This is a genomic window from Streptomyces sp. P9-2B-2, assembly GCF_030406865.1.
GTDB classification, from domain to species: Bacteria; Actinomycetota; Actinomycetes; order Streptomycetales; family Streptomycetaceae; genus Streptomyces; species Streptomyces platensis.
Genome location: NZ_CP129126.1, coordinates 3079322 through 3100985 on the forward strand (window position 1 = coordinate 3079322; position 21664 = coordinate 3100985).

General features: G+C 71.2%; 14 protein-coding genes. 3 read left to right on the top strand and 11 right to left on the bottom strand.

Annotation, left to right across the window (positions count from 1 at the left end; genetic code table 11):
- Positions 1-243: 243 nt before the first annotated feature.
- Both QT196_RS13495 and lepA read right to left on the bottom strand, forming a co-directional pair.
- Positions 244-2133, bottom strand: a complete 1890-nt coding sequence (locus tag QT196_RS13495; RefSeq protein WP_266730921.1) for a long-chain fatty acid--CoA ligase — start codon at positions 2131-2133, stop codon at positions 244-246.
- Positions 2134-2471: 338 nt separating this feature from the next.
- Positions 2472-4346 (bottom strand): translation elongation factor 4, encoded by a 1875-nt coding sequence (gene lepA, locus QT196_RS13500; protein ID WP_168479080.1) that lies wholly within the window; start codon positions 4344-4346, stop codon positions 2472-2474.
- 393 nt (positions 4347-4739) lie between these two features.
- Between lepA and rpsT the strand changes: the two genes are divergently transcribed.
- Both rpsT and QT196_RS13510 read left to right on the top strand, forming a co-directional pair.
- Complete coding sequence (gene rpsT / locus QT196_RS13505; protein ID WP_085925657.1) at positions 4740-5006, top strand: 30S ribosomal protein S20; 267 nt, start codon at positions 4740-4742, stop codon at positions 5004-5006.
- Between the two features lie 489 nt (positions 5007-5495).
- Positions 5496-6377: a hypothetical protein gene (locus QT196_RS13510; protein ID WP_248001128.1), complete on the top strand. Its 882-nt coding sequence runs from the start codon at positions 5496-5498 to the stop codon at positions 6375-6377.
- 283 nt (positions 6378-6660) lie between these two features.
- Here QT196_RS13510 and holA read toward each other — a convergent pair whose 3' ends face one another.
- Positions 6661-7644 carry a DNA polymerase III subunit delta gene (gene holA / locus QT196_RS13515; RefSeq protein ID WP_168479081.1) on the bottom strand — a complete coding sequence of 328 codons (984 nt, stop codon included), beginning with the start codon at positions 7642-7644 and terminating at the stop codon, positions 6661-6663.
- Positions 7645-7741: 97 nt separating this feature from the next.
- On the opposite strand from holA, the gene QT196_RS13520 reads away from it, so the two are divergent.
- The gene (locus QT196_RS13520) at positions 7742-8017 is read left to right on the top strand and encodes a hypothetical protein (protein WP_266730928.1); all 276 of its coding nucleotides are present in this window, start codon (positions 7742-7744) and stop codon (positions 8015-8017) included.
- A gap of 96 nt (positions 8018-8113) precedes the next feature.
- On the opposite strand, the gene QT196_RS13525 is transcribed toward QT196_RS13520, so the two are convergent.
- From QT196_RS13525 to QT196_RS13560, 8 genes are all read right to left on the bottom strand, one after another.
- Positions 8114-8923 carry an arylamine N-acetyltransferase gene (locus QT196_RS13525; protein WP_290354974.1) on the bottom strand — a complete coding sequence of 270 codons (810 nt, stop codon included), beginning with the start codon at positions 8921-8923 and terminating at the stop codon, positions 8114-8116.
- Positions 8923-9408: an Rrf2 family transcriptional regulator gene (locus QT196_RS13530; protein WP_168479083.1), complete on the bottom strand. Its 486-nt coding sequence runs from the start codon at positions 9406-9408 to the stop codon at positions 8923-8925. Before QT196_RS13530 ends, QT196_RS13525 begins: the two co-directional genes overlap by 1 nt.
- Positions 9405-12629 (bottom strand): ComEC/Rec2 family competence protein, encoded by a 3225-nt coding sequence (locus QT196_RS13535; RefSeq protein WP_290354975.1) that lies wholly within the window; start codon positions 12627-12629, stop codon positions 9405-9407. Before QT196_RS13535 ends, QT196_RS13530 begins: the two co-directional genes overlap by 4 nt.
- A complete protein-coding gene (locus QT196_RS13540; protein ID WP_323139121.1) occupies positions 12626-13339 on the bottom strand; it encodes a ComEA family DNA-binding protein in 714 nt (237 codons plus the stop codon). Before QT196_RS13540 ends, QT196_RS13535 begins: the two co-directional genes overlap by 4 nt.
- A 628-nt stretch (positions 13340-13967) precedes the next feature.
- Entirely contained in the window at positions 13968-14813 is an 846-nt protein-coding gene (locus QT196_RS13545; protein ID WP_290354977.1) for a DegV family protein, read from the bottom strand.
- 303 nt (positions 14814-15116) lie between these two features.
- On the bottom strand, positions 15117-15923 hold the full coding sequence (locus QT196_RS13550; protein WP_290354978.1) for a hypothetical protein: 807 nt from the start codon (positions 15921-15923) through the stop codon (positions 15117-15119).
- A 259-nt stretch (positions 15924-16182) separates the two neighbouring features.
- Positions 16183-19104, bottom strand: a complete 2922-nt coding sequence (locus QT196_RS13555; protein WP_290354979.1) for a class I tRNA ligase family protein — start codon at positions 19102-19104, stop codon at positions 16183-16185.
- 312 nt (positions 19105-19416) lie between these two features.
- Positions 19417-21375 (bottom strand): S53 family peptidase, encoded by a 1959-nt coding sequence (locus QT196_RS13560; protein WP_168479087.1) that lies wholly within the window; start codon positions 21373-21375, stop codon positions 19417-19419.
- Positions 21376-21664 lie beyond the last annotated feature (289 nt).

A 21664-nucleotide genomic window follows, 5' to 3' on the forward strand; every position in this document is an offset into this window, starting at 1 on the left:
CAGCGCCGGATGCGCCACCGACAGAGTGACAGAACGAGCGCAACCATAAGCACTGAGTCACAGAAGTGGGTGGTCGAAGCCATCAATTCGGCTGACGTACCGCGGGAGTTGGCCGACAGGAACGGAGTCGTGGGCACGGCGGCACGGGGCCGGCCCCCGGCACGGCGGTACGGGGCGGAGCCGACCGGCCCGTCCCGCACCCCTGTCCCGAATAGCCGTTGTCCCGAGGGCCGTGCCCTACGGCTACGCCTCGCGCGCCCCCGTGTACATGTCGTCGAGCAGGTCCTTGAAGGTCCGCTCCACCACGGGCCGCTTGATCTTGAGGCTCGGGGTCACCTCACCGTGCTCGATGTCCAGGTCACGCGGCAGCAACCGGAACTTGCGGATCTGCTGCCAGCGCTGGAGCCCCTCGTTGACCCGCTCGACATAGCCGTCGATCAGCTCCCGGACCTGGTCGGTGGCGACGACCTCGGCATAGCCCTTGCCGCCCAGACCGTGCTCCGCCGCCCAGGTCAGGATGGTCGGCTCGTCGAGGGCGATCAGCGCGGTGCAGAAGTTCCGGTTGGCGCCGTGCACCAGCACATTGGAGACGAACGGACAGACCGCCTTGAACTGGCCCTCCACCTCGGCCGGCGCGATGTACTTGCCGCCCGAGGTCTTGATCAGGTCCTTCTTGCGGTCGGTGATCCGCAGATAGCCGTCCGGGGAGAGCTCGCCGATGTCGCCGGTGTGGAACCAGCCGTCCTCCTCCAGGACCTCGGCGGTCTTGTCCGGCAGGCCGTGGTAGCCCTGCATGATGCCGGGGCCGCGCAGCAGGATCTCGCCGTCCTCGGCGATCCGCACCTCGGTGCCGGGCAGCGGCTTGCCGACCGTTCCGGTGCGGTAGGCCTCGCCGGGGTTGACGAAGCTGGCGGCGCTGGACTCCGTCAGGCCGTAGCCCTCCAGGATGTGGATACCGGCGCCGGAGAAGAAGTAGCCGATCTCCGGGGAGAGCGCGGCCGATCCGGAGACCGCGGCGCGCAGCTGCCCGCCGAACGCCTCCCGGAGCTTGGTGTAGACGAGGGCGTCGGCGATCTTGTGCTTGGCGCCGAGCGCGAACGGCACCGAGGCGCTGCCGGTGCGGCGGAAGTTGTCCTGCGAGACCTTGGCGTACTCGCGGGCCACCTCGGCCGCCCACTGGAAGATCTTGTACTTGGCGGCGCCGCCCGCGCGGGCCTTGGCCGCGACCCCGTTGTAGACCTTCTCGAAGATCCGCGGCACGGCAGCCATGTACGTGGGCCGGACGACCGGCAGATTGTCGATGATCTTGTCGACCCGGCCGTCCACGGCGATCACCTGGCCGGTCGCGATCTGCCCGGCGGTGAGCACCTTGCCGAAGACATGCGCCAGCGGCAGCCAGAGGTACTGCACATCGTCCTCATGGACCAGGCCGGTCGACTGGATCGCACGGGCCATGTACGACCAGCAGTCGTGCGGCAGCCGGACACCCTTGGGGCGGCCGGTGGTCCCGGAGGTGTAGATGAGGGTCGCCAGCTGGTCGGCCCGCAGCGCGCCGACCCGCTCCTTGACGCACTCCGGGTGCTCCTCCAGATAGGCGGTGCCGCGCTTCTCCAGCTCGGCGAGGGTGAGCACCCAGCCCTCCGGGTCGCCCTCGGCGGGCTCCGCACCCGTCTCGTCGATGACGACGACATGCGCCAGCTCGGGCAGCTCCGCCCGCCGCTCGCGGGCCTTGGCGAGCTGTCCGGCGTCCTCCGCGATCAGCACCCGGCTGCCCGAGTCGGACAGGATGTACGCGGTCTCCTCGGTGTTGGTGCTGGGGTAGACCGTGGTGGTGGCGGCGCCGGAGCAGAGCACGCCGAGGTCGGCGAGGATCCACTCGACGCGGGTGTTCGAGGCCAGCGCCACCCGCTCCTCGGGGCGTACGCCGAGGGCGATGAGCCCGGCGGCCACGGCGTAGACCCGCTCCGCGGCCTGGGCCCAGCTGATCGCCTTCCAGTCGTCCGGCCCCTGGCCCGAGGCCGGGGGGACGGGATGGCGATAGGCCTCGATGTCGGGCGTGGCCGCCACCCGTTCCAGGAAGAGGTGGGCCACCGAGGGCGGCCGGTTTTCGATCAGCGTGTGGGTGTCCGTCACGGCGTCCTCCGGGGCCCGCTTCGTTGCTGGTGACTCGCGAGTAACCTTTGAGCGTGATCAGACTAGAGCGCGATCCGCCGCCACGTAAGGGGCTGCGACCTACTGGTTCACGATGTGACCGGTGCGATAGGTGTACGTAGCAAGCGCAATGCCCCGATAGCGAGCCGCGCCGGTCACCGCCACCAGATCACACCCGGCGGACCGGAGCACACCACCCCCGGCGCCCGCCCGGGCCTTCCTCCCCCTGAGCGGCCCGGAAAGCCGGCAGGGCGCCGGCCCCGCCATGGGGACCGACGCCCTGCCGTCGCCGCTCAGCGGCCGCCGTCACCGGCTGCGCGCTACTTCTTCGCCTTCGCGTCACCGTCGGAGTCCGAGGACAGCACCGCGATGAAGGCCTCCTGCGGGACCTCCACGCTGCCGACCATCTTCATCCGCTTCTTGCCTTCCTTCTGCTTCTCCAGCAGCTTCCGCTTACGGGAGATGTCACCGCCGTAGCACTTGGCGAGGACGTCCTTGCGGATGGCGCGGACCGTCTCACGGGCGATGACCCGGCTGCCGATGGCGGCCTGGATCGGCACCTCGAAGCTCTGCCGCGGGATCAGCTCCCGCAGCTTGGCGACCAGCCGCACACCGTACGCGTACGCCTTGTCCTTGTGGCAGACCGCGGAGAACGCATCGACCTGGTCGCCGTGCAGCAGGATGTCGACCTTCACCAGGTCGGCGACCTGCTCGCCGGTGGGCTCGTAGTCCAGCGAGCCGTAGCCACGGGTCTTGGACTTGAGCTGGTCGAAGAAGTCGAAGACGACCTCGGCGAGCGGGAGGGTGTAGCGGATCTCGACGCGGTCCTCGGAGAGGTAGTCCATGCCGAGGAGGTTGCCGCGGCGGTTCTGGCACAGCTCCATGATCGCGCCGATGAACTCGCTCGGCGCCAGGAGCGTGGCCCGGACGACCGGCTCGTGCACCTTGTCGACCTTGCCCGTCGGGAACTCGCTCGGGTTGGTGACCTCGTGCTCGGCCCCGTCCTCCATGTCGACGCGGTAGACCACGTTCGGCGCGGTGGCGATCAGTTCGAGGCCGAACTCGCGCTCCAGGCGCTCGCGGACGACCTCCAGGTGCAGCAGGCCCAGGAAGCCGACGCGGAAGCCGAAGCCCAGGGCCGCGGAGGTCTCCGGTTCGTAGACCAGCGCGGCGTCGTTGAGCTGGAGCTTGTCGAGCGCGTCGCGCAGCTCGGGGTAGTCGGAGCCGTCCAGCGGATACAGCCCCGAGAACACCATCGGCTTGGGGTCCTTGTAGCCGCCCAGCGGCACATCGGCACCCTTGGTGAGCTGGGTGATCGTGTCACCCACCTTGGACTGCCGGACGTCCTTCACACCGGTGATCAGATAGCCGACCTCGCCGACGGACAGCCCGTCGGCGGCCTTCATCTCCGGGGAGTTCGTACCGATCTCCAGCAGCTCGTGAGCCGCGCCGGTCGACATCATCCTGATGCGCTCGCGCTTCCTGAGCGTGCCGTCGACGACCTTCACGTAGGTCACGACACCGCGGTAGGCGTCGTAGACCGAGTCGAAGATCATCGCGCGGGCGGGGGCGTCCTTGACGCCGACCGGGGCCGGCACCTCGCGGACGACCTTGTCCAGCAGCTCGGCCACGCCGACGCCGGTCTTGGCGGAGACCCGCAGCACGTCCTCCGGCTCGCAGCCGACCAGATTGGCCAGCTCGGCGGCGAACTTCTCGGGCTGCGCGGCCGGCAGGTCGATCTTGTTGAGGACGGGGATGATCGTGAGCTCGTGCTCCATCGCCAGGTACAGGTTGGCGAGGGTCTGGGCCTCGATGCCCTGGGCGGCGTCGACGAGGAGGATGCAGCCCTCGCACGCGGCGAGCGAGCGCGAGACCTCGTAGGTGAAGTCGACGTGGCCCGGGGTGTCGATCATGTTCAGGATGTGGGTCGTGCCACTTCCTTCTTCACCCTCGGTGGGGTCCCAGGGCAGCCGGACCGCCTGGGACTTGATCGTGATGCCGCGCTCGCGCTCGATGTCCATGCGGTCGAGGTACTGCGCGCGCATCTGCCGCTGGTCGACGACACCGGTGAGCTGGAGCATCCGGTCGGCGAGCGTCGACTTGCCGTGGTCGATGTGCGCGATGATGCAGAAGTTACGGAGGAGGGCCGGATCGGTACGGCTCGGCTCCGGCACGTTCGTAGGGGTCGCGGGCACGCAGGGTCCATTCAGTGAACGCGGGTAGGCGGGACTCGGGTATATGACGTCTCCCCCCATCGTCCCATGAGCGAGGGGCTCGGTCCGGTTTGGGCGGGGCGGGGGGCGATCTTGCGGTTCCGGGAGGGGCGGCGGGACCTCTCCGGCGGGCAGGCCGAGTGGCCTGCCCGGTTCGTTCGAGCGGCTCCGGGAGAGCCGGGCAGGGCGCGCTGCGGGGACCGGGCCGGGTTGCCTGAGCAGCTCGGGGACGGGTCCGGCGGGCCTTCTGGAACGGCAGGTCCGGCCCGGTTTGGGAGGCCGTGGACCCTGCTGGTAGCCTGGTCCACTGTGCTTCGTGCCCTCTCTCGTACGAGGCGCAACTCGAAACTCCAACGAACCTGAAAAGGCTCTTTCGTGGCGAACATCAAGTCCCAGATGAAGCGGATCAAGACCAACGAGAAGGCTCGTCAGCGCAACAAGGCTGTCAAGTCCACTCTGAAGACCGCGATCCGTCGCACCCGCGAGGCCGTGGAGGCCGGCGACCTGCAGAAGGCCGCCACCGCCCAGGCCGAGGCTGCCAAGAAGCTCGACAAGGCAGTCAGCAAGGGTGTCATCCACAAGAACGCCGCCGCCAACAAGAAGTCGGCGCTGGCGAAGAAGGTCGCGTCCCTCAAGGGCTGACCTTCCTCCGGAAGAAGGTCTCAGGCCCGTTCGGGCCTGATCTTCGACCCACCGCAACACCCGAGCAGTAACCCTGCCGACAGGGACCCAGCGGCCCCTCTCTCCGCTCCCTGACCGGTGCACCACCGCGCCGCACACGGCCTGCGTTCGCCACGCGGGTGCGGCGCACCCGGCTCACCCGGCGGTCACCACCGCCGACGAGTCCGCAACAGCTTGATACGAAGGCCCCGCCTCCCCCTTCCCCAGGGATGAGGCGGGGCCTTTTGTCGTGGGGGCTGCACTTCGGGGCTTTTTAACGGGATCCGCTTCGGAGCTTTTGCTGAGCGAGCGGTAATTGTTACGGGGAATATGTCCAGGGGCTCTTGTTACGGGGGCGACATTTCTCGGCGGAGGGTTGCTTCGGTCTGAAAGATCGGGCTTACCCGCCGTCGGGGGAATTCACGACGCCGGGCCGGGTTCACTTTCGGCGGGGTCCGCTACGCTGCGCCCATGTCCATATCGGGGGATCAGAACAATCCTTACGGCCAGCCGCAGGCGCATCCCTACGGCCAGGTTCCCGCACCGCAGAATCCGGTGCCCGCACAGCAGAATCCCTACGCACAGCAGCCCCCGCCGCAGGGGCCGGCCGGTGGCTACGGCTATCCGGCAGCCGGTACCCCCCTAGGGGCGCCCGGTGCTCCGAACGGCACGGGCCGCGGCATGTCCGGCTGGCTCTGGGCGATCGGCGGGGCCGTCGCCGCCTCCGCGGTCTGGGGCTCGCTGTTGTTCGCGACCGGCGGCTTCTCCTCCGAGCCCAGCCCCGACCTCGCGGGCTACGGCTATACCAGTGATCTGTGCGCGGACACCTCGATGACCCCGTTCGAGAACGCCGACCTCAAGGCCAAGGCGAGCACCGGCACGGCCTCGAAAGACGCCAATCCGCAGCACAGCGGCGCACAACATGCCTCTCTCGACATCATGTGGTGCAACACCTCACTGGAGAAGAAGAACGCCAGTAGCTCCGACTATTCCTCGATCTGGCTCTCCAACACAGCCACCCTGCACAAGAAGACCGACCCCGGCCCCGAATTCGCCGACAGCTACCGCTCGTACGAGAAGCAGGACGCCTCCACCGGCTACCGGGTCGAGGCCGTACCGGGCCTCGGCGACGAGGCCTTTCTGGTAACCCGCAAGGACGACGGCAGCACAAGCTCCGGCTCCTATGTGATCCTCGGCATCCGGGACGGCTGGATGACCTATCAGTCGACCTGGTCGAACTACGCCTCAAGCAGCAGCTCCACCAAGCAGCCAACGGCCGACGAGGCCGCAACGATGCTGAAGACCAGCGCCACGGAGACGCTCAAGCGGCTCCAGAACTCGCGGTCCAGGTGAGGGGGTTGGGGGGTCGGTGAGGGGGCTCGGGCTGGGTGGGCAGCTTGCGGGCCGGTGGAGAGCCGCGGCTCGGTGAGGGGCTCGTGGGCTCGGTGGGCAGCTTGCAGTCCCGCGCGGGGTCCTCAGGGCTCGGGTCGGTGCTCGCGGCCCCCGTAGGAAGCTGGCGGGCTCGGTGAGAGCACCCGGCCCCGCCGGATGCCTTCCCCAGGCGCCCCCAACGGCCGCCTCACCGCTACCGCGGGCGCGCCCCGGCCCCCGTCAGATCGCCGCCCCCGCCGCCGCCTCACCGCGACCGGGCCGCCCGGGCGATCGTCACGACGGCCTTCTCCAGGGCGTATTCGGGATCGTCGCCGCCGCCCTTCACTCCCGCGTCGGCCGCTGCCACCGCACGCAGCGCCGTGGCCACACCGTCCGCCGACCAGCCGCGCATCTGCTGCCGGACCCGGTCGATCTTCCAGGGCGGCATACCGAGGTCGCGGGCGAGGTCGCCGGGGCGGGCGCCGCGAGGGGCGGAGGCGAGCTTGCCGATGGCGCGGACGCCCTGGGCCAGTGCGCTGGTGATCATGACGGGGGCGACGCCGGTGGCGATCGCCCAGCGCAGTGCCTCCAGCGCCTCGGCGGCCCGGCCCTCGACGGCACGGTCCGCGACGGTGAAGCTCGATGCCTCGGCCCGGCCGGTGTAGTAGCGCGCGACAACGGCATCGTCGATCGTGCCCTCGACATCGGCAGCCAGCTGTGAACAGGCCGATGCCAGCTCACGCAGATCGCTGCCGATCGCGTCCACCAGCGACTGACAGGCCTCCGGCGTCGCCGAACGCCCCGTCGTACGGAACTCGCTCCGTACGAAGGCCAGCCGGTCGGCCGGCTTGGTCATCTTGGGGCAGGCCACTTCCCGCGCCCCGGCCTTACGCGCGGCGTCCAGCAGGCCCTTCCCCTTGGCCCCGCCGGCATGCAGCAGCACCAGCGTGATCTCCTCGGCGGGCGAGCCGAGATACGCCTTGACGTCCTTGATGGTGTCCGCGGACAGGTCCTGGGCGGCCCGCACCACGACGACCTTGCGCTCGGCGAAGAGCGAGGGACTGGTCAGCTCGGCGAGGGTGCCGGGCTGTAGTTGCTCGGGGGTGAGGTCGCGCACATCGGTGTCCGCATCGGACGCCCGGGCGGCCGCCACCACCTGCTGCACCGCGCGGTCCAGCAGCAGGTCTTCCTGGCCCACCGCGATCGTGACGGGGGCAAGCGGGTCATCGTGAGCTGTCTTCCTGGCCATCGCGGTCCAGCATCCCACGTGCCACTGACAACCCGGCCCGGCCGCACTCCGCCCCCTGCCGGACCCGGCCACCCTCCCCCTGTCGGACAATGGCCGGGTGAATGACGCAGCCCCCCACCACCCCGATGTACGACCGGTGCGCCACGTACTGGTGCTGCCCGACCGCGACGCGGCCGAGGAGGTCGCCGAAGCCCTGACCGAACGTTTCGGTGTCGCCGAGGAGCCCCAGCTCGTACGGGACGCGCTGGCCGGTGAGGACGACGCCGAGGACGCCCAGTGGCTGGTGGTCGTCGAGGACCCGGACGCCGCTCACGACCCCGCGCGGCTGCACGACCTCGCGGCGGAGTACGAGGGCTGGCGCGAGGCCGAGTAACGACAGGCCACGCCTCCCGCCGGCCGGGCGACGGGTCACACCCTCCCGACGGCCGGGCGACGGGTCACACCCTCCCGACGGCCGGGCGACGGGCCGCTACGAGCGCCCCTGAGCTCCGGTCCCCGGCGGGGGCACCTCGCCCACCACGGGCTCCCGGTCCAGCACGATCCCGAAGTGCTCCCGGTAGGCGGCGAGGATCTCGTCAGCGGCAACCTGGCGCTCGTCGCGTGCGCCGTCCACCGCGGTGGTCACGAGCGTACGGCCGGAGAGCGTGATCCGACCGGTCTCCGTCAGCCGTGAGCACACCAGGGACTGGGTGAAGTGCGACGCGGGCGAGGTCCGGTTCCACCAGCAGCCGACCTCGAAGTCCGTGTACGCACGCGGACGTTGCTCGATGCGGTACTGCGGCGAGCCGTCCCGCACCACATCGAGATCGCCCTCCGCCGTCTCCTCGATCCGGAACACCCCGCCGGGATCGGCCTGCTCGGCGCGGCTGTCCCAGCGCAGCGGAAAGTGGCTGTGCCGGCCGAAGCCGACGTCCGCGAGCCATGGCCCGTCGGCCGTCTGGACCTGCAGCGCAAGGTGGTCATACGGGATCCCGACCTTCCCCTCGGCGCCGAACACGCGCGCGGCCATCAGCTCGACCTCATACCCCAGCGCGCCCAGCAGCATGGCGAACGCACCGTTGAGCTCGTAGCAGAAGCCTCCGCGCCGGGCACCGACGATCTTGTCGAGCACCGGCTGCTCCGCGAGCACGATCTCCTCGCCGAGGTGGATGGAGAGGTTCTCGAAGGGGACGGTGCGCAGATGGCTGAGGTGCAGTGCCCGCAGCGCGTCGGCATCGGGGGAAGCGGGGCGGTCGGCGCCGATCCGTTCCAGGTAGGCGTCAGTGGCAGCGGTGTCCATCAGGTGTGCGTCCTCTCCGCAGCGAACCAGCGGCGGGTCCGTTCCGCCGCCGAGGCGGGCGTACCGGCCATCACGTCGGCAAGGGTCTGTCCGGCCAGCTCACGCCGCCAGGCCAGCTCGGCCTTACGCATCGCCGTGGCGATGCCACAGGGCCGGCCGAACGCCCTGCCGGACGCCGCGGCGCCTGCCCCGCGCCGACGGATTTCGGTACACCGGAAGACATCGTCGGCGCCCTCGATCGCCGCAACGACGTCCATGAGGGTGATCTGCTCCGGCGGCCGTGCCAACTGGAACCCGCCCCGCGCGCCGGGCGTGGAACTCAGAATCCCGGCCCGCACCAGCGCCTGAAGCCGCTTGTTCAGGTAGGCCGCAGGCAACTCGAAGGAAGCCGCCAGCCGAGCGGTGGACACGGGCCCGTCCCCTTCGAGCCAGGCCAACGTCACACAACAGTGCAGGCCCCACTCGACGCCTTCACTCATCCTCATAATCTGGAGTCTACTGATCCTGGTTCCGGGTCCTTTCTCCATTTCTCCGGTCGTCGCGGAGGCCGGTGCGGTGATCGCGGGGCGGGTAGCGGGGGCGGCGGCTCAGGTCCCGCCTCAGACGGCCTCTCGTGCGGCGGCTCGGAGGCGGCTCGCGGGGGGGGCTTTCGGGGACTCGGTGGGCGGCTCGGCGCGCCGCTGAGGTTGCATATCAGGTGGCGGTGGGCCGTGCGGTGGGGACAGTCCCTTGAACGACGCCTGCCTGCCGTACGAACACCGGCCCGGCGCACGCCCGGGTGCCTACGACCCCGGATTCTCGGGCCGCCGGCCAGGTGCATCTTGACCCGGTGGCCAGTGACCGTGGCGGACAGCCCGGCCGTGGTGCCGAGGATCGCGATGGCTCCGTCGGTGTCCGTACGCAGCACCCGGGCGCCCTGGGCGCGAAGGGCCGCGATGGTGCGGGGCGCCGGGTGGCCGTACGGGTTGTCGACACCACAGGAGATCAGCGCCAGGCGCGGCGCCAGCCGCTGTATCAAGGGCGGGTCCTGGTAGGCGGAGCCGTGGTGTGCCACCTTCAGGACGTCGACACCGCCAAGCTCGGGGTGCGCCGCCAACAGCCCCTGCTGTGCGGGTGGTTCGAGGTCGCCGAGCAGCAGGATGGTCAGCCCTCCCGTACGGACGAGCATAGTGACGCTGGCGTCGTTGGGGCCGTCGAACACCGTGGAGTCGGTGGGGGCACGAGGGCTGCCAGGGATGTCGGGGCCACCGGGACCGCCAGGAGCGTCGGCGCTGCCAAGAGTGCCGGGCCCGCCGGGGCCACCAGGGCTACCAGGCTTGCCGGGGTTGTAAGGGCCACCACCGTGACCGGCTCCCTGACTGTTGGGGACGGCGGGGCCGGCGGAGCCGCCGGAGTGGATGGCGTCGTGAGGGCGAGTGGAAGCGCCAAGGGCGGCGAGGTTGTTGGTGGGGACGCTGGGGCCGGGAAGGGTGGGCGAGGCGGGAGGCCAGAGGACTTCCCAGGTCAGCGGGCCCAGGTGGCGGCGCTCCCCCGGTGCCGCACGGATGACCGGTACCCGAGCCGCCGCAGCGGTACTGCGCACGAACTGCGCCTGTCCCGGAGGTTCTTGCAGGGTGGTGGTCTCGATCGCGCCGACCGAGCGCCCGCGGAGCGCGCCCGGGAGCCCGTCCACATGGTCGGCGTGGAAGTGCGTCAAAACGAGCAGGGGGATGCGGCGGACGCCCAGGTCGGTCAGGCAGCGGTCGATGGCTTGGGGCTCGGGCCCGGTGTCCACCACCAGCGCGGTACCGTCGCCGGCTGCCAGCACCAGGCCGTCGCCCTGCCCCACGTCACAGACCACGGCTCGCCAACCCGGCGGCGGCCAACCGGTGAGGACGCGGGTGAACGGTGCGGGGCGGCACACCGCCAGGATGACCGCCAACGCGCAGAGCACACAAAGCCAGCGGCGGCGCAGCGCCCAGCGGCTCACCGGCACCATGACCACCACAGCGGCCGCCAGCGCCAACCCGCCGAACCAGCCGCCCGGCCAGGCGAACTCCGCCCCCGGCAGCGCCGCTCCCGTACGGGCGACCCCGGCGATCCACTCGGCGGGCCAGCCCGCACACCACGCCAGCGCCTGGGCGACCGGCGGCACGATCGGAGCGAGGGCGAGGGCCGCGAAGCCCAGAACCGTCGCGGGGCCCACGGCCAGTTCGGCCAGCAGATTGCAGGGCACCGCGACCAGGCCCACCCGGGCCGCCAGCACGGCGACGACGGGTGCGCAGACCGCCTGGGCGGCGGCCGCGGCGGCGAGCACCTCGGCGAGACGGGGCGGCACCCGGCGCCGTTGAAGTGCGGCGCTCCAACGCGGTGCGAGCAGCAGCAGAGCGCCGGTCGCCAGGACGGACAGCAGAAAGCCGTAGCTGCGGGCGAGCCAAGGGTCGTAGAGCACCAGCAGCAGGACCGCGGCGGCGAGCGCGGGGAGCAGTGAGCGACGTCGACCGGTACCGATGGCCAGCAACGTGATCAGGCCGCAGGCGGCGGCCCGCAGCACGCTCGGGTCCGGGCGGCACACCACGACGAAGGCGAGGGCGAGAGCGCCGCCGATGACCGCCGTACCGCGCAGCGACAACCCCAGGCGCGGCGCCAGCCCGCGGCGCTCGGCGCGCGTCGCAAGATACGGCGGGCCGATCAGCAGCGCCAGCACAATCGTCAGATTGCTGCCGGACACGGCGAGCAGATGCGTCAGGTCGGTGGCACGGAACGCGTCGTCCAGATCCGGCGGCACACGCGAGGTGTCCCCCACCACAAGTCCCGGCAACAACGCCCGGGCATCGGCACGCAGTCCGTCGGTGGCCTCCCGCAGCCCGGCACGCAGGCTCCCCGCCAACCGCTGGAGCGCGTCCGGCGCGCCCACCTTGTGTGGCGGCTCATCGGGCGTCACCCGCAGCACGGCGGCCACCTGATCGCCAGACAACAACGGCGGCGCAACACGCGCCATCACCCGGATCCGAGTCGACGGCAACAGCTCCCGCCACCCCGCCGCGATGCCCCGATGAGCGCCGCCGCTCCCCCCTCCCGGCTGCTGCACGACCACCAGGGACGGCGTACGGACAGCTGTGATCTCGCCATTCGGCGCCGTGACGCGGACGGCGTCGGCCGTGAAGACCAGGACTGGGGGCGTGCGTTGGGACCCACGCACCTTGGGGCGGGTCAGCCGTGGGTCTCCGGTTACCTCCACTTCCACCGTGGCCCGCGCATACTGCTCCGCGAGGGCGGGGAGTGGCCCACGCCGCAGGTCCGAGGCATGCAGCGCGGCGGACGCAGCCCCCGCCGCGGCGCACAGCAACACGGCAGCCAGGGCCACCAACGCGCCGACCGACCGGATGCGGGGCGAGCGACGCAGGGGCGACTCCGCGCCACGCCGACCGGTGTCGGTCAGAGGAGCAACACGAGGAGCAACACCGGGCTGCTCCTCCACCCCTGATTCACGTTCGGTCCTGCGCCGAACCACCGCCCCCCGTAAGGCGAAGACCGCCAGCACCACGGCCACGCCACAGGCCACCGCCACGCCCCCGCCGGGGACACCCAGCCCGATCGCCGCGGCCGCCCAGGCCGCCAGTGCGGGCGCGACAAGCCGCAGATCGGCCGGGCCCTCCTGATGCGGGTCCGAGGCACCGTGCGGCGATGTCGCCGTGGCGTGCACGGTGGCGCGAGGGCTGGTCATGGCACCACCAGGGGGCGCAGATCGGCGAAGCGGCGGTCACCGATACCGGTCACCTGGCGGAGCTGGTCCACCGAAGTGAACCCACCGTGCTGGGTGCGGAATTCGACGATGTGACGGGCCAGGACAGGGCCCACTCCCGGAAGGGAGTCGAGCTGCTGCTCGGTCGCCGTGCTGAGACTGACGGGACCGCCCGGACCAGCCCCGGCACTCGGCGGCCCACTCCCCGACCCGCCGGCCCCCACGTCAGCGGAACCGGCCCCACCCCCGACCCCACCCCCGCCACCGGCCGCACCAGCCGCGCCGACCACGATCTGTTCCCCGTCGGTCAGCAGCCGCGCCCGGTTGAGCCCTCGGATGTTCGCCCCGTGCAGCACGCCGCCCGCAGCCCGCAAGGCGTCGACCACCCGCGACCCCGGTGGCATCCGCTGAATTCCGGGATGCCGGACCTTGCCCGTGACATCGACGACCAGCTGGCGCCCCGCATTGCCCGGCGGGCCGTTCGCCACCGCAGTGGCGGACGATGACGCCGACGGCAGCGACGGTGCTCGTGAGCCGGGGCCGGGTGCCCCACCGGCCCGTTCCACCGCTGGGGCCCGTACCGGCTCGGGGCGCCCCACCCAGAAGTGCTGCACGGCAAACCCCACAGCCACCACAAGCACCACGACCAGGGCAGCGAGCGCCTTGGGGTCGGTGCCACACCGTGACTGCACCCAAAGCGGCAGCCGTTCGCGTACGGCACACCAGGCCCGCTCCCCACGGCGTGCGCGCGGAGGATCATGCCCAGGAGGCGGCGGGCCGGCCTCGGCAGCACTCCCTGCGTCCCCGAAGATCGCCGCAACCCGGGCCCGCACCCTCTCACGCTCCCACTCCCGCCGCTCCGCCCCGCCGGATGGAACCGCCACCCCATCCGGCGGGTCCGAGAAGTCCGACGCCGACGACGCTCGCGAGGAGACAGAAGGAGCAGACGCCCCCAATGAACCGGACGGAATGGAGGAGGCGGAAGGAGCCGAAGAGGCAAGAGGAGCCGAGGGAACCGAATGAGACGAAGGGCCCGCCCCCGATAACGCCTCCGACACCCCCACCGACTCCGACCCCGCCCCCGAGGCGGAAACCGAAGCCGCCCCCGCCCACGAATCCGAAGCGGAAACCGAAGCCACCCCCGACCCCAGCCCCAACCCCCCAGACGAAGCCGGAAACCCCCATGACGCAGACCGAGACAAGTTCATACCGACCGACGCTAAGCACCCCGCGCAGATCTCGCTGAGCAGCCTCAATTCCGGTGGATGGCACCCCAGTTGTGGATAACTCCGTCACCCACAGGACGCCCCGCCGCCCCTCTCACCGCGGCGAAACCACAACCCCCAACAGCCCGGGGCCCGTATGCGCGCCGATCACCGCGCCCACCTCGCTCACATGCAGCTCATTGAGCCCCGCCACCCGCTCCCGGAGCCGCTGGGCCAGGGCGTCCGCGCGCTCCGCCGCGGCGAGATGGTGGACCGCGATATCGACCTGGCCCTCGCCCGCCCGCTCCGCGGCGATCTCCTCCAGCCGCGCGATGGCCTTGGACGCCGTACGGACCTTCTCCAGCAGCTCGATCCGCCCGTCGGCCAGTTGCAGCAGCGGTTTGACGGCGAGCGCGGAGCCGAGCAACGCCTGGGCCGCGCCGATCCGGCCGCCGCGGCGCAGATAGTCGAGGGTGTCGACGTAGAAGTAGGCGGAGGTACCCGCTGCGCGCTTCTCCGCGGCGGCGACCGCATCGTCCACGTCCCCGCCGGCCTCCGCCGTCTCCGCGGCCGCGAGGGCGCAGAACCCGAGGGCCATGGCGACCATCCCGGTGTCCACGACACGTACGGGCACCGGGGCTTCCTTGGCCGCCTGCACCGCCGCGTCGTAGGTGCCGGAGAATTCCGAGGAGAGGTGGAGCGAGACGATGCCGCTCGCACCGGTCGCCGCGACCTTGCGGTAGGTCTCCGCGAACGTCGCGGGGCTGGGCCGGGAGGTCGTCACGGGCCGGCGCTTCTGGAGCGCCTGGGCGAGGGATCTCGCGGAGATTTCGGTGCCCTCTTCCAGGGCCTGGTCCCCCAGGACGACGGTCAGTGGCACGGCCGTGATGTGGTGACGCTCGATAGCCGCCCGCGGCAAGTAGGCCGTGGAATCGGTGACGATCGCGACATGGCGGGACATGACAGGGAGGTTATCCGGGGATCCGGACGCCGCACAGTGCGGGCCCCTCCCCAAGATCCTCCAGGTTTACCCAAGGCTCTGCCAAGAGCCCACCGAAAGGCCCCGCCGAGGCCCTGCTTCCCGGGGATGACCGCCTCAACACCCCCGGCCCCCCGCGTCCTCGACTTCCATCAGGAGCAGAAGCGAGGTGGAGCCAGATGAAGCCCGGAGCCGCCGGCCCCTTCACCGCCATCTTCCTCTTCCCCCGGCCCCCGCCCCACCCCTCCCCCACCCCTCGCCGCTCCCCCTACCGTCGCCACGCCCTCACCTGGTCGTGTCCTCCGTCCGCGGGGCCTTCTGCCACGGGTAGGACGGCTGGGTGCGCGGGTCCCGTGCGGTGATCGCCGGCGGGTCCTCGGGGACCGGGCCCCAAGAACGGGCGGCGGCCTCCGACGGACCGGCGGCGGCACCGGCCCGTGCGGACCCGTCCGTCGCCTGCCCACGCCCGGAATCCGTCGCCTCTCCAGGTCCCGCACTCTCCGGACGCCCCGATACCGGGTCCCGCAGCGGATCCATGGCGTCCTCGACCCGGGTCCAGTGGCGCAGCGCCCCGGACTCCACGTCGATCTGGTCGCTGAGCGAGGCCAGATCGTCGTCGGCGAACTTACGGGCGCGGTCGCGTGCGGCCCAGCGCAGGGACTCCGCGGAGTGCGTGATCTGCTCCAGGCGCTCCCGGAGGTCCGGGAGGCGGGTGCCGATGGTGGCCCGATCGGGCTCGCGTTCCAGCCGCTTGAGTTCGTCGTCCAGCTCGTGGCCGTGGGCGCTGAGGCGCTCGAAGAGGCCGATCGCCTCGCTGAGGGAGGCGTCGTCCGGCGAGCCCCCGTACAGCACGTCCTGGGTGGCGCGCATGGAGGTGCGCAGCGAGAGCCGCAGCTGTGCCAGTTCGCCGACCACGCCGGGCTGGGCGAACTGGCGAGCGCGGAGGGTGGTGTCCTCGACGGTTCGGCGGGCCTGGGCGACCGTGCGGTCCACGCCGCGCTTGGCTGCCTTGACCGCTTTGACCGTCACGAAGACCCCGGCCAGAACGAACAGCACAAAAAGCAGTCCGATGATGGCGACGGCGGCTTCCATGGGCTCTCCCCAGATGTGTCGGCGGCGCCGGTTTCCGGCCCGCGCCCTGTACCTCCACGGTAAACGGCCAGGGCAGGCCGCGGGTTCCGGAAGAACCCCCAACCTGCCCGTAGGGGAAACCACCCATGGCGCTCACGGAGCACCGGCGGGGCGGGCCGAAGCCGTCTCGCGACCGGCCCGGTGTGGCATGTGGCGTCAGCGGCGGTGCCGAAGCACCGCTGCCGGGCGCCCGGGTTCGGCCCCGGGCGCCCGCCGGCGGTTACGCCGGAACGATGTTCACCAGCTTCGGCGCCCGGACGATGACCTTCCGGATGCCCGCGCCATCCAGCGCCGCGACCACGGCCGGCTCGGCCAGGGCCGTCGCCTCCAGGTCGGCGTCGGAGATCGACGGGGCGACCTCCAGCCGCGCCTTGACCTTGCCCTTGATCTGCACGACGCAGGTCACGGTCTCGTCAACGACATACGCCGGGTCGGCCACCGGGAAGTCCGCGTGCACCACGGAGTCGCTGTGGCCCAGCTTGCGCCACAGCTCCTCGGCGATGTGCGGCGCCAGCGGGGCGATCAGCAGCACCAGCTGCTCCGCGACCGTGCGCGGGACGGGGGTGCCCGCCTTGGTCAGGTGGTTGTTCAGCTCGGTCACCTTGGCGATGGCGGTGTTGAAGCGCAGGTTCGCCATGTCCTGGCTGACGCCGTCGATCGCCTTGTGCAGGGCGCGCAGGGCGGCCTCGTCCGGCTCGCTGTCAACGACGGTGACCTCGCCGGTCGCCTCGTCGACGACATTGCGCCACAGGCGCTGGAGCAAGCGGTACTGGCCGACGACGGCCCGGGTGTCCCACGGGCGCGACACGTCCAGCGGGCCCATCGCCATCTCGTACAGGCGCAGGGTGTCCGCGCCGTACTCGGCGCAGATCTCGTCGGGAGTGACCGCGTTCTTCAGGGACTTGCCCATCTTGCCCAGGACGCGGCTGACCTTCTCGCCCTGGTAGTAGTAGCCGCCGTCCCGCTCCTCGACCTCGGCGGCCGGGACGGCGATACCGCGGCTGTCCCGGTAGACGAAGGCCTGGATCATGCCCTGGTTGTACAGCTTGTGGAACGGCTCGGAGGACGAGACATGGCCCAGGTCGAACAGCACCTGGGACCAGAAGCGGGCGTACAGCAGGTGCAGTACGGCGTGCTCCGCGCCACCCACGTACAGGTCGACGCCGCCGGCCGGCTGCCCCTCGCGCGGGCCCATCCAGTACTGCTCGATCTCCGGGTCGACCAGCGCGTCGCTGTTGTGGGGGTCCAGGTAGCGCATCTCGTACCAGCACGAACCCGCCCAGTTGGGCATGGTGTTGGTCTCGCGGCGGTACCGCCTGATGCCGTCGCCCAGGTCCAGGTCGACATGGACCCAGTCCCCGTTACGGGACAGCGGGGTCTCCGGCTGGGTGTCGGCGTCGTCCGGGTCGAAGGTCCGCGGGGAGTAGTCCTCGACCTCGGGCAGCTCCAGCGGCAGCATCGACTCGGGCAGGGCATGCGCCACCCCGTCCTCGTCGTAGACGATCGGGAAGGGCTCGCCCCAGTAGCGCTGCCGGCTGAACAGCCAGTCGCGCAGCCGGAAGTTGACGGTGCCCGCGCCGATGCCCTGGCCGGCCAGCCAGTCGGTGATCTTGGCCTTGGCCTCCGTGACGCCCAGGCCGTCCAGCGAGATGTCCGCGCCGGACGAGTTCACGATCTTGGCGTCGTACGAGGCGAAGGCGTCGTCCCAGGTCGAGGGGTCGGTGCCGCGGTCGTCCGACGGCTCGACGACACAGCGCATCGGCAGCTCGAAGGCGCGGGCGAAGGCGAAGTCGCGAGTGTCGTGGGCGGGGACGGCCATGATCGCGCCGGTGCCGTAGCCCATCAGGACGTAGTCGGCGATGAAGACCGGGACCTGCTCGCCGCTGACCGGGTTGGTCGCGAAGGCGCCGGTGAAGACGCCGGTCTTGTCCTTGGCCTCGGCCTGCCGCTCGACGTCCGACTTGGAGGCGGCCTGCTTGCGGTAGGCGGCGACGGCGTCGCCGGGGGTGGCGTGGCCGCCGGTCCACACGTCGTGGGTGCCCTCGGGCCAGGCGTCCGGGACGATCGAGCCCGTGCCGTCGCCGTTGTCGGCGCCGGCGACCAGCGGGTGCTCGGGCGCCAGCACCATGTACGTGGCGCCGAACAGGGTGTCCTGGCGGGTGGTGAAGACGGTGATCTTGTCGTCGCCCACCGGGAAGTCGACCCGGGCGCCCTCGGAGCGGCCGATCCAGTTGCGCTGCTGGAGCTTGATGGCCTCCGGCCAGTCCAGCGCGTCCAGGCCGTTCAGCAGCCGGTCGGCGTAGGAGGTGATGCGCATGTTCCACTGGCGCAGCTTGGCCTTGAAGACCGGGTAGTTACCGCGCTCGGAGCGGCCGTCGGCGGTGACCTCCTCGTTGGCCAGCACCGTGCCCAGGCCGGGGCACCAGTTGACGGGTGCGTCCGAGGCGTACGCCAGGCGGTACTCGCCCAGGACGTTGGCCCGCTCCAGGGGGCTCAGCCCGCTCCAGGCCCGGCCGTCGGGGGTCGGGCGGTCGCCGGCCTCGAACTGCGCGACCAGGGTGTCGATCGGGCGGGCGGCGTCCGCCTCCGGGTCGTACCAGGAGTTGAAGATCTGGAGGAAGATCCACTGGGTCCACTTGTAGTACGCCGGGTCGATCGTCTCGACCGAGCGGCGCCCGTCGTGGCCCAGGCCCAGGCGGCGCAGCTGGCGCCGCATGTTCACGATGTTGGCCTCGGTGGAGACCCGCGGGTGGGTGCCGGTCTGCACCGCGTACTGCTCGGCGGGCAGGCCGAAGGCGTCGAAGCCCAGGGTGTGCAGGACGTTGTGGCCCGTCATGCGCTGGTGGCGGGCGTAGACGTCGGTGGCGATGAAGCCCAGCGGGTGCCCGACGTGCAGGCCGGCGCCCGACGGGTAGGGGAACATGTCCATGATGAACTTCTTGGGGCGGGCCACCGCCCCGGCGTCGCCGGCCAGGTCGCCCTTGGGGTTCGGGGCCTCGTAGGTCCCGTTCGCCTCCCAGAATTCCTGCCAGCGTGCCTCGATGTCGGCGGCCAGCGCGGCCGTGTAGCGGTGCGGCGCCGTCGTCTCGGTGGCGGCACCTCCCGCGCTTTCGGCAGCGGGGGAGTTGGTCGTCTCGCTCATCGTCCTCAAAGCTCCATCGATCGTCTCTGCCAGCGGAAACGCGCCAGATCCCCGGCACGCCGGAAACAAAAAGACCCCTCGCACAGGAGGGGAAGCCGCGCCGATTCCGACGGGTTCTGTCATCCGTCGGTACTGATCAGCGCGGCCCGCTAAGCAGAAGGCGTACGGCACGCATGGCGTCAGGGTACCGCAGGGCGTCCGGGGCCCGCGCTGGGATTGCCCCCATGCGGGCCCCGCCCCCGGTTACCCGTCCTCCTGCCGCCGCGTCACAGGGGCGCGGCCGGCGCGGGGAGGCGGGGCCGCGCCCTGGTGTCAGGGGCGGTAGGAGCTCACATAGCCGGCGCCCGGCGTGCCGACGCCGGTGACGTCGTCGTAGCCGACGACCGCGCGCAGGGAGCTGTCCTTGCCCAGGCTGCGCAGCGAGGTCGTGGTGCCCTTGCCGGCGTCCACGCCGTTGACGTAGTCGACGCGGACGACGGCCAGGTCACGGCCGGCGCCCAGCGGGTGGTCGGTGACGTCGTGGTACGCGGCGGTGCCGTAGCGCTGGTAGATGCCGGGGTTGGCGAAGCCGATGGCGACGCCGTGCCGGGCCTGCTGGGCGAGCGCCTGGACGCCCGCGATCACCGGGGCGGCCAGTGAGGTGCCGCCGATGCGGTACTCGTCGTAGCCGAGCTTGCCGTCCGGCAGGGTCTGGGTCTGGCCGACCAGGAAGCCGGTGTTGGGGTCGGCGACCGCGGCGATGTCCGGGACGGTGCGCATCACGCCGCCGCCGTTCGCCTTCGCGAGCCCGTCGGGGACGACTCCGCGCTGGTAGAAGGGCTGCGCGATGGTCTTGCTGGTGCCACCGCCGGCGCCGCCGTTGAAGGTGCCGGGGAAGCCGGTCCAGTCGTTGCCGTCCTTGGAGAGCACCGCCTTCCGGGTGCCCCAGCCGGTCTCCCACTGGTAGGCATCGTGCTTGCCGACGGCCAGAGAGGTGCCGCCGACGGCGGTCACCCAGGCGGAGTTCGCCGGGGTGTCGACCTGCTTGGTGCCGGTGTTGTCGACCTCGTCACCGTTGTCGCCGGAGGAGAAGTAGAAGCCGATGCCCTGCACCGCGCCCTGCTGGAAGAGCTGGTCGTAGGCGGCGGCCACGTCCGGGGTCTCGTTCGCCTCGATGTCGCCCCAGGAGTTGGAGACGATGTCGGCGAGGTGCCCGTCGACGATCTTGCCGAGTGAGTCGAGCAGATCGTCGTCCATGCAGGAGGCGCCGCCGACGTAGACGATGTCGGAGTCGGGGGCGACGGCGTGCACGGCCTCGACGTCGAGGGTCTCCTCGCCGTACCAGCCGGCCGCGCCGCAGTCCTCGATGTGCGTGTAGTCCTCGGGAAGCACCTGGGAGAGCTGGCCGCGGCGGTATCGGGGGTCCCCGTTGCGGGCGGCGTAGGTGTCCGCGTCCTTGGCGATGGTCGGCGAGGCGTACGCGTCGGTGATCGCGACGGTGACGTGCTTGCCGGTCCACTTCTTCGCCCCGTAGGCGGCGCGGAGCTGCTTTCCGGTGTAGCCCTTGATCGCGTACGGCGCCTTGCTCCCGTAGGCGGACGGCAGCTTCTTGTCGGTCCTGGAGCCGTAGTACGAGGAGAACGGGCCGGAGTTGCGGAAGACGCCTTCCGGCGGCGGCAGTTCGCTGGAGTGGTGCTTGGCGAGCCGCGGCGCGTTGTCCAGGCCGGTGACCGTCAGCACCGCGTCGGCCAGGGCGGCGGGCGCGGAGGCGGTGGCCGACGGGGCGTGGTAAGTGTGCCCGCTCTTGCGGTAATTGTGCAGGTCGACGGCGAAGGCGCGCTCGGCGGCGGCCGCGTCGCCCTTGACCGTCAGATAGCGGTTGGTGGTGCCGGTGACCGTCAGGCCGGACTTCTTCAGCCAGCCGGTCACCTTGGCTATCTGGTCGTGCGTGGCGCCGTAGTGGGCGCGCACCTGGGCGGGGCTCAGATATTTCCCGTACGCGGCGGAGTGCGGGTCGGAAACGGCCCTCGCGCGGTCCGCGAGCCCCCTGGCGTCGCGGCCGGCCAGGTAGACGCGGGCGGTGACGGCCGCGGAGGCGGAGGTGGCGCCCTGGTCGGCCTGCCGGGTGGCCCACAGCGGCTTGGTGCCCGGCAGCGCGTGCCGGCCGCCGTCGTGGCCCGCGGCGTCGGCGGCGGGCGCGCCGAGCGCGAGCGCACCGGCGACCAGCGGCAGCGTCGCTGCCCAGGCCAGACCGGCGCGGGCGCGCGGTGATCTGGTGCGGCTTGATCTCATGGAACCCCCTGTGTGGCGATGTGGTGCGCCGCGGGGTGCCGCGCTGCGCCGGTGTGCCGGTGTGCGGCACCGCACGAGCGGTGAAGGCGTGAGAGGTGAGGCTCACGCGATGCGCCACTCTTTCGGTGAACCGTTCATGTCAGGGGCATGCGATCACCAAGATGAGCCCAAGGAAAGACAAGGACTGGTCAGGAATGAACACGGAGTGAACGGTCAACTCGCCCTGGCGGCCACGTCACTGACCGGTTATCAGCACAACTCCGGGAGAACTCCCGCCGGTTATGCCTCT

What these genes read in the sequence shown, in the direction of transcription:
- QT196_RS13525 (WP_290354974.1), bottom strand. Translation starts at nt 8,923, where the DNA reads ATGGACACCGCTGCCACTGACGCCTACCTGGAACGGATCGGCGCCGAC.
- QT196_RS13545 (WP_290354977.1), bottom strand. Translation starts at nt 14,813, where the DNA reads ATGTCCCGCCATGTCGCGATCGTCACCGATTCCACGGCCTACTTGCCG.
- QT196_RS13530 (WP_168479083.1), bottom strand. Translation starts at nt 9,408, where the DNA reads ATGAGGATGAGTGAAGGCGTCGAGTGGGGCCTGCACTGTTGTGTGACG.
- QT196_RS13550 (WP_290354978.1), bottom strand. Translation starts at nt 15,923, where the DNA reads ATGGAAGCCGCCGTCGCCATCATCGGACTGCTTTTTGTGCTGTTCGTT.
- QT196_RS13535 (WP_290354975.1), bottom strand. Translation starts at nt 12,629, where the DNA reads ATGACCAGCCCTCGCGCCACCGTGCACGCCACGGCGACATCGCCGCAC.
- QT196_RS13510 (WP_248001128.1), top strand. Translation starts at nt 5,496, where the DNA reads ATGTCCATATCGGGGGATCAGAACAATCCTTACGGCCAGCCGCAGGCG.
- holA (WP_168479081.1), bottom strand. Translation starts at nt 7,644, where the DNA reads ATGGCCAGGAAGACAGCTCACGATGACCCGCTTGCCCCCGTCACGATC.
- QT196_RS13560 (WP_168479087.1), bottom strand. Translation starts at nt 21,375, where the DNA reads ATGAGATCAAGCCGCACCAGATCACCGCGCGCCCGCGCCGGTCTGGCC.
- QT196_RS13555 (WP_290354979.1), bottom strand. Translation starts at nt 19,104, where the DNA reads ATGAGCGAGACGACCAACTCCCCCGCTGCCGAAAGCGCGGGAGGTGCC.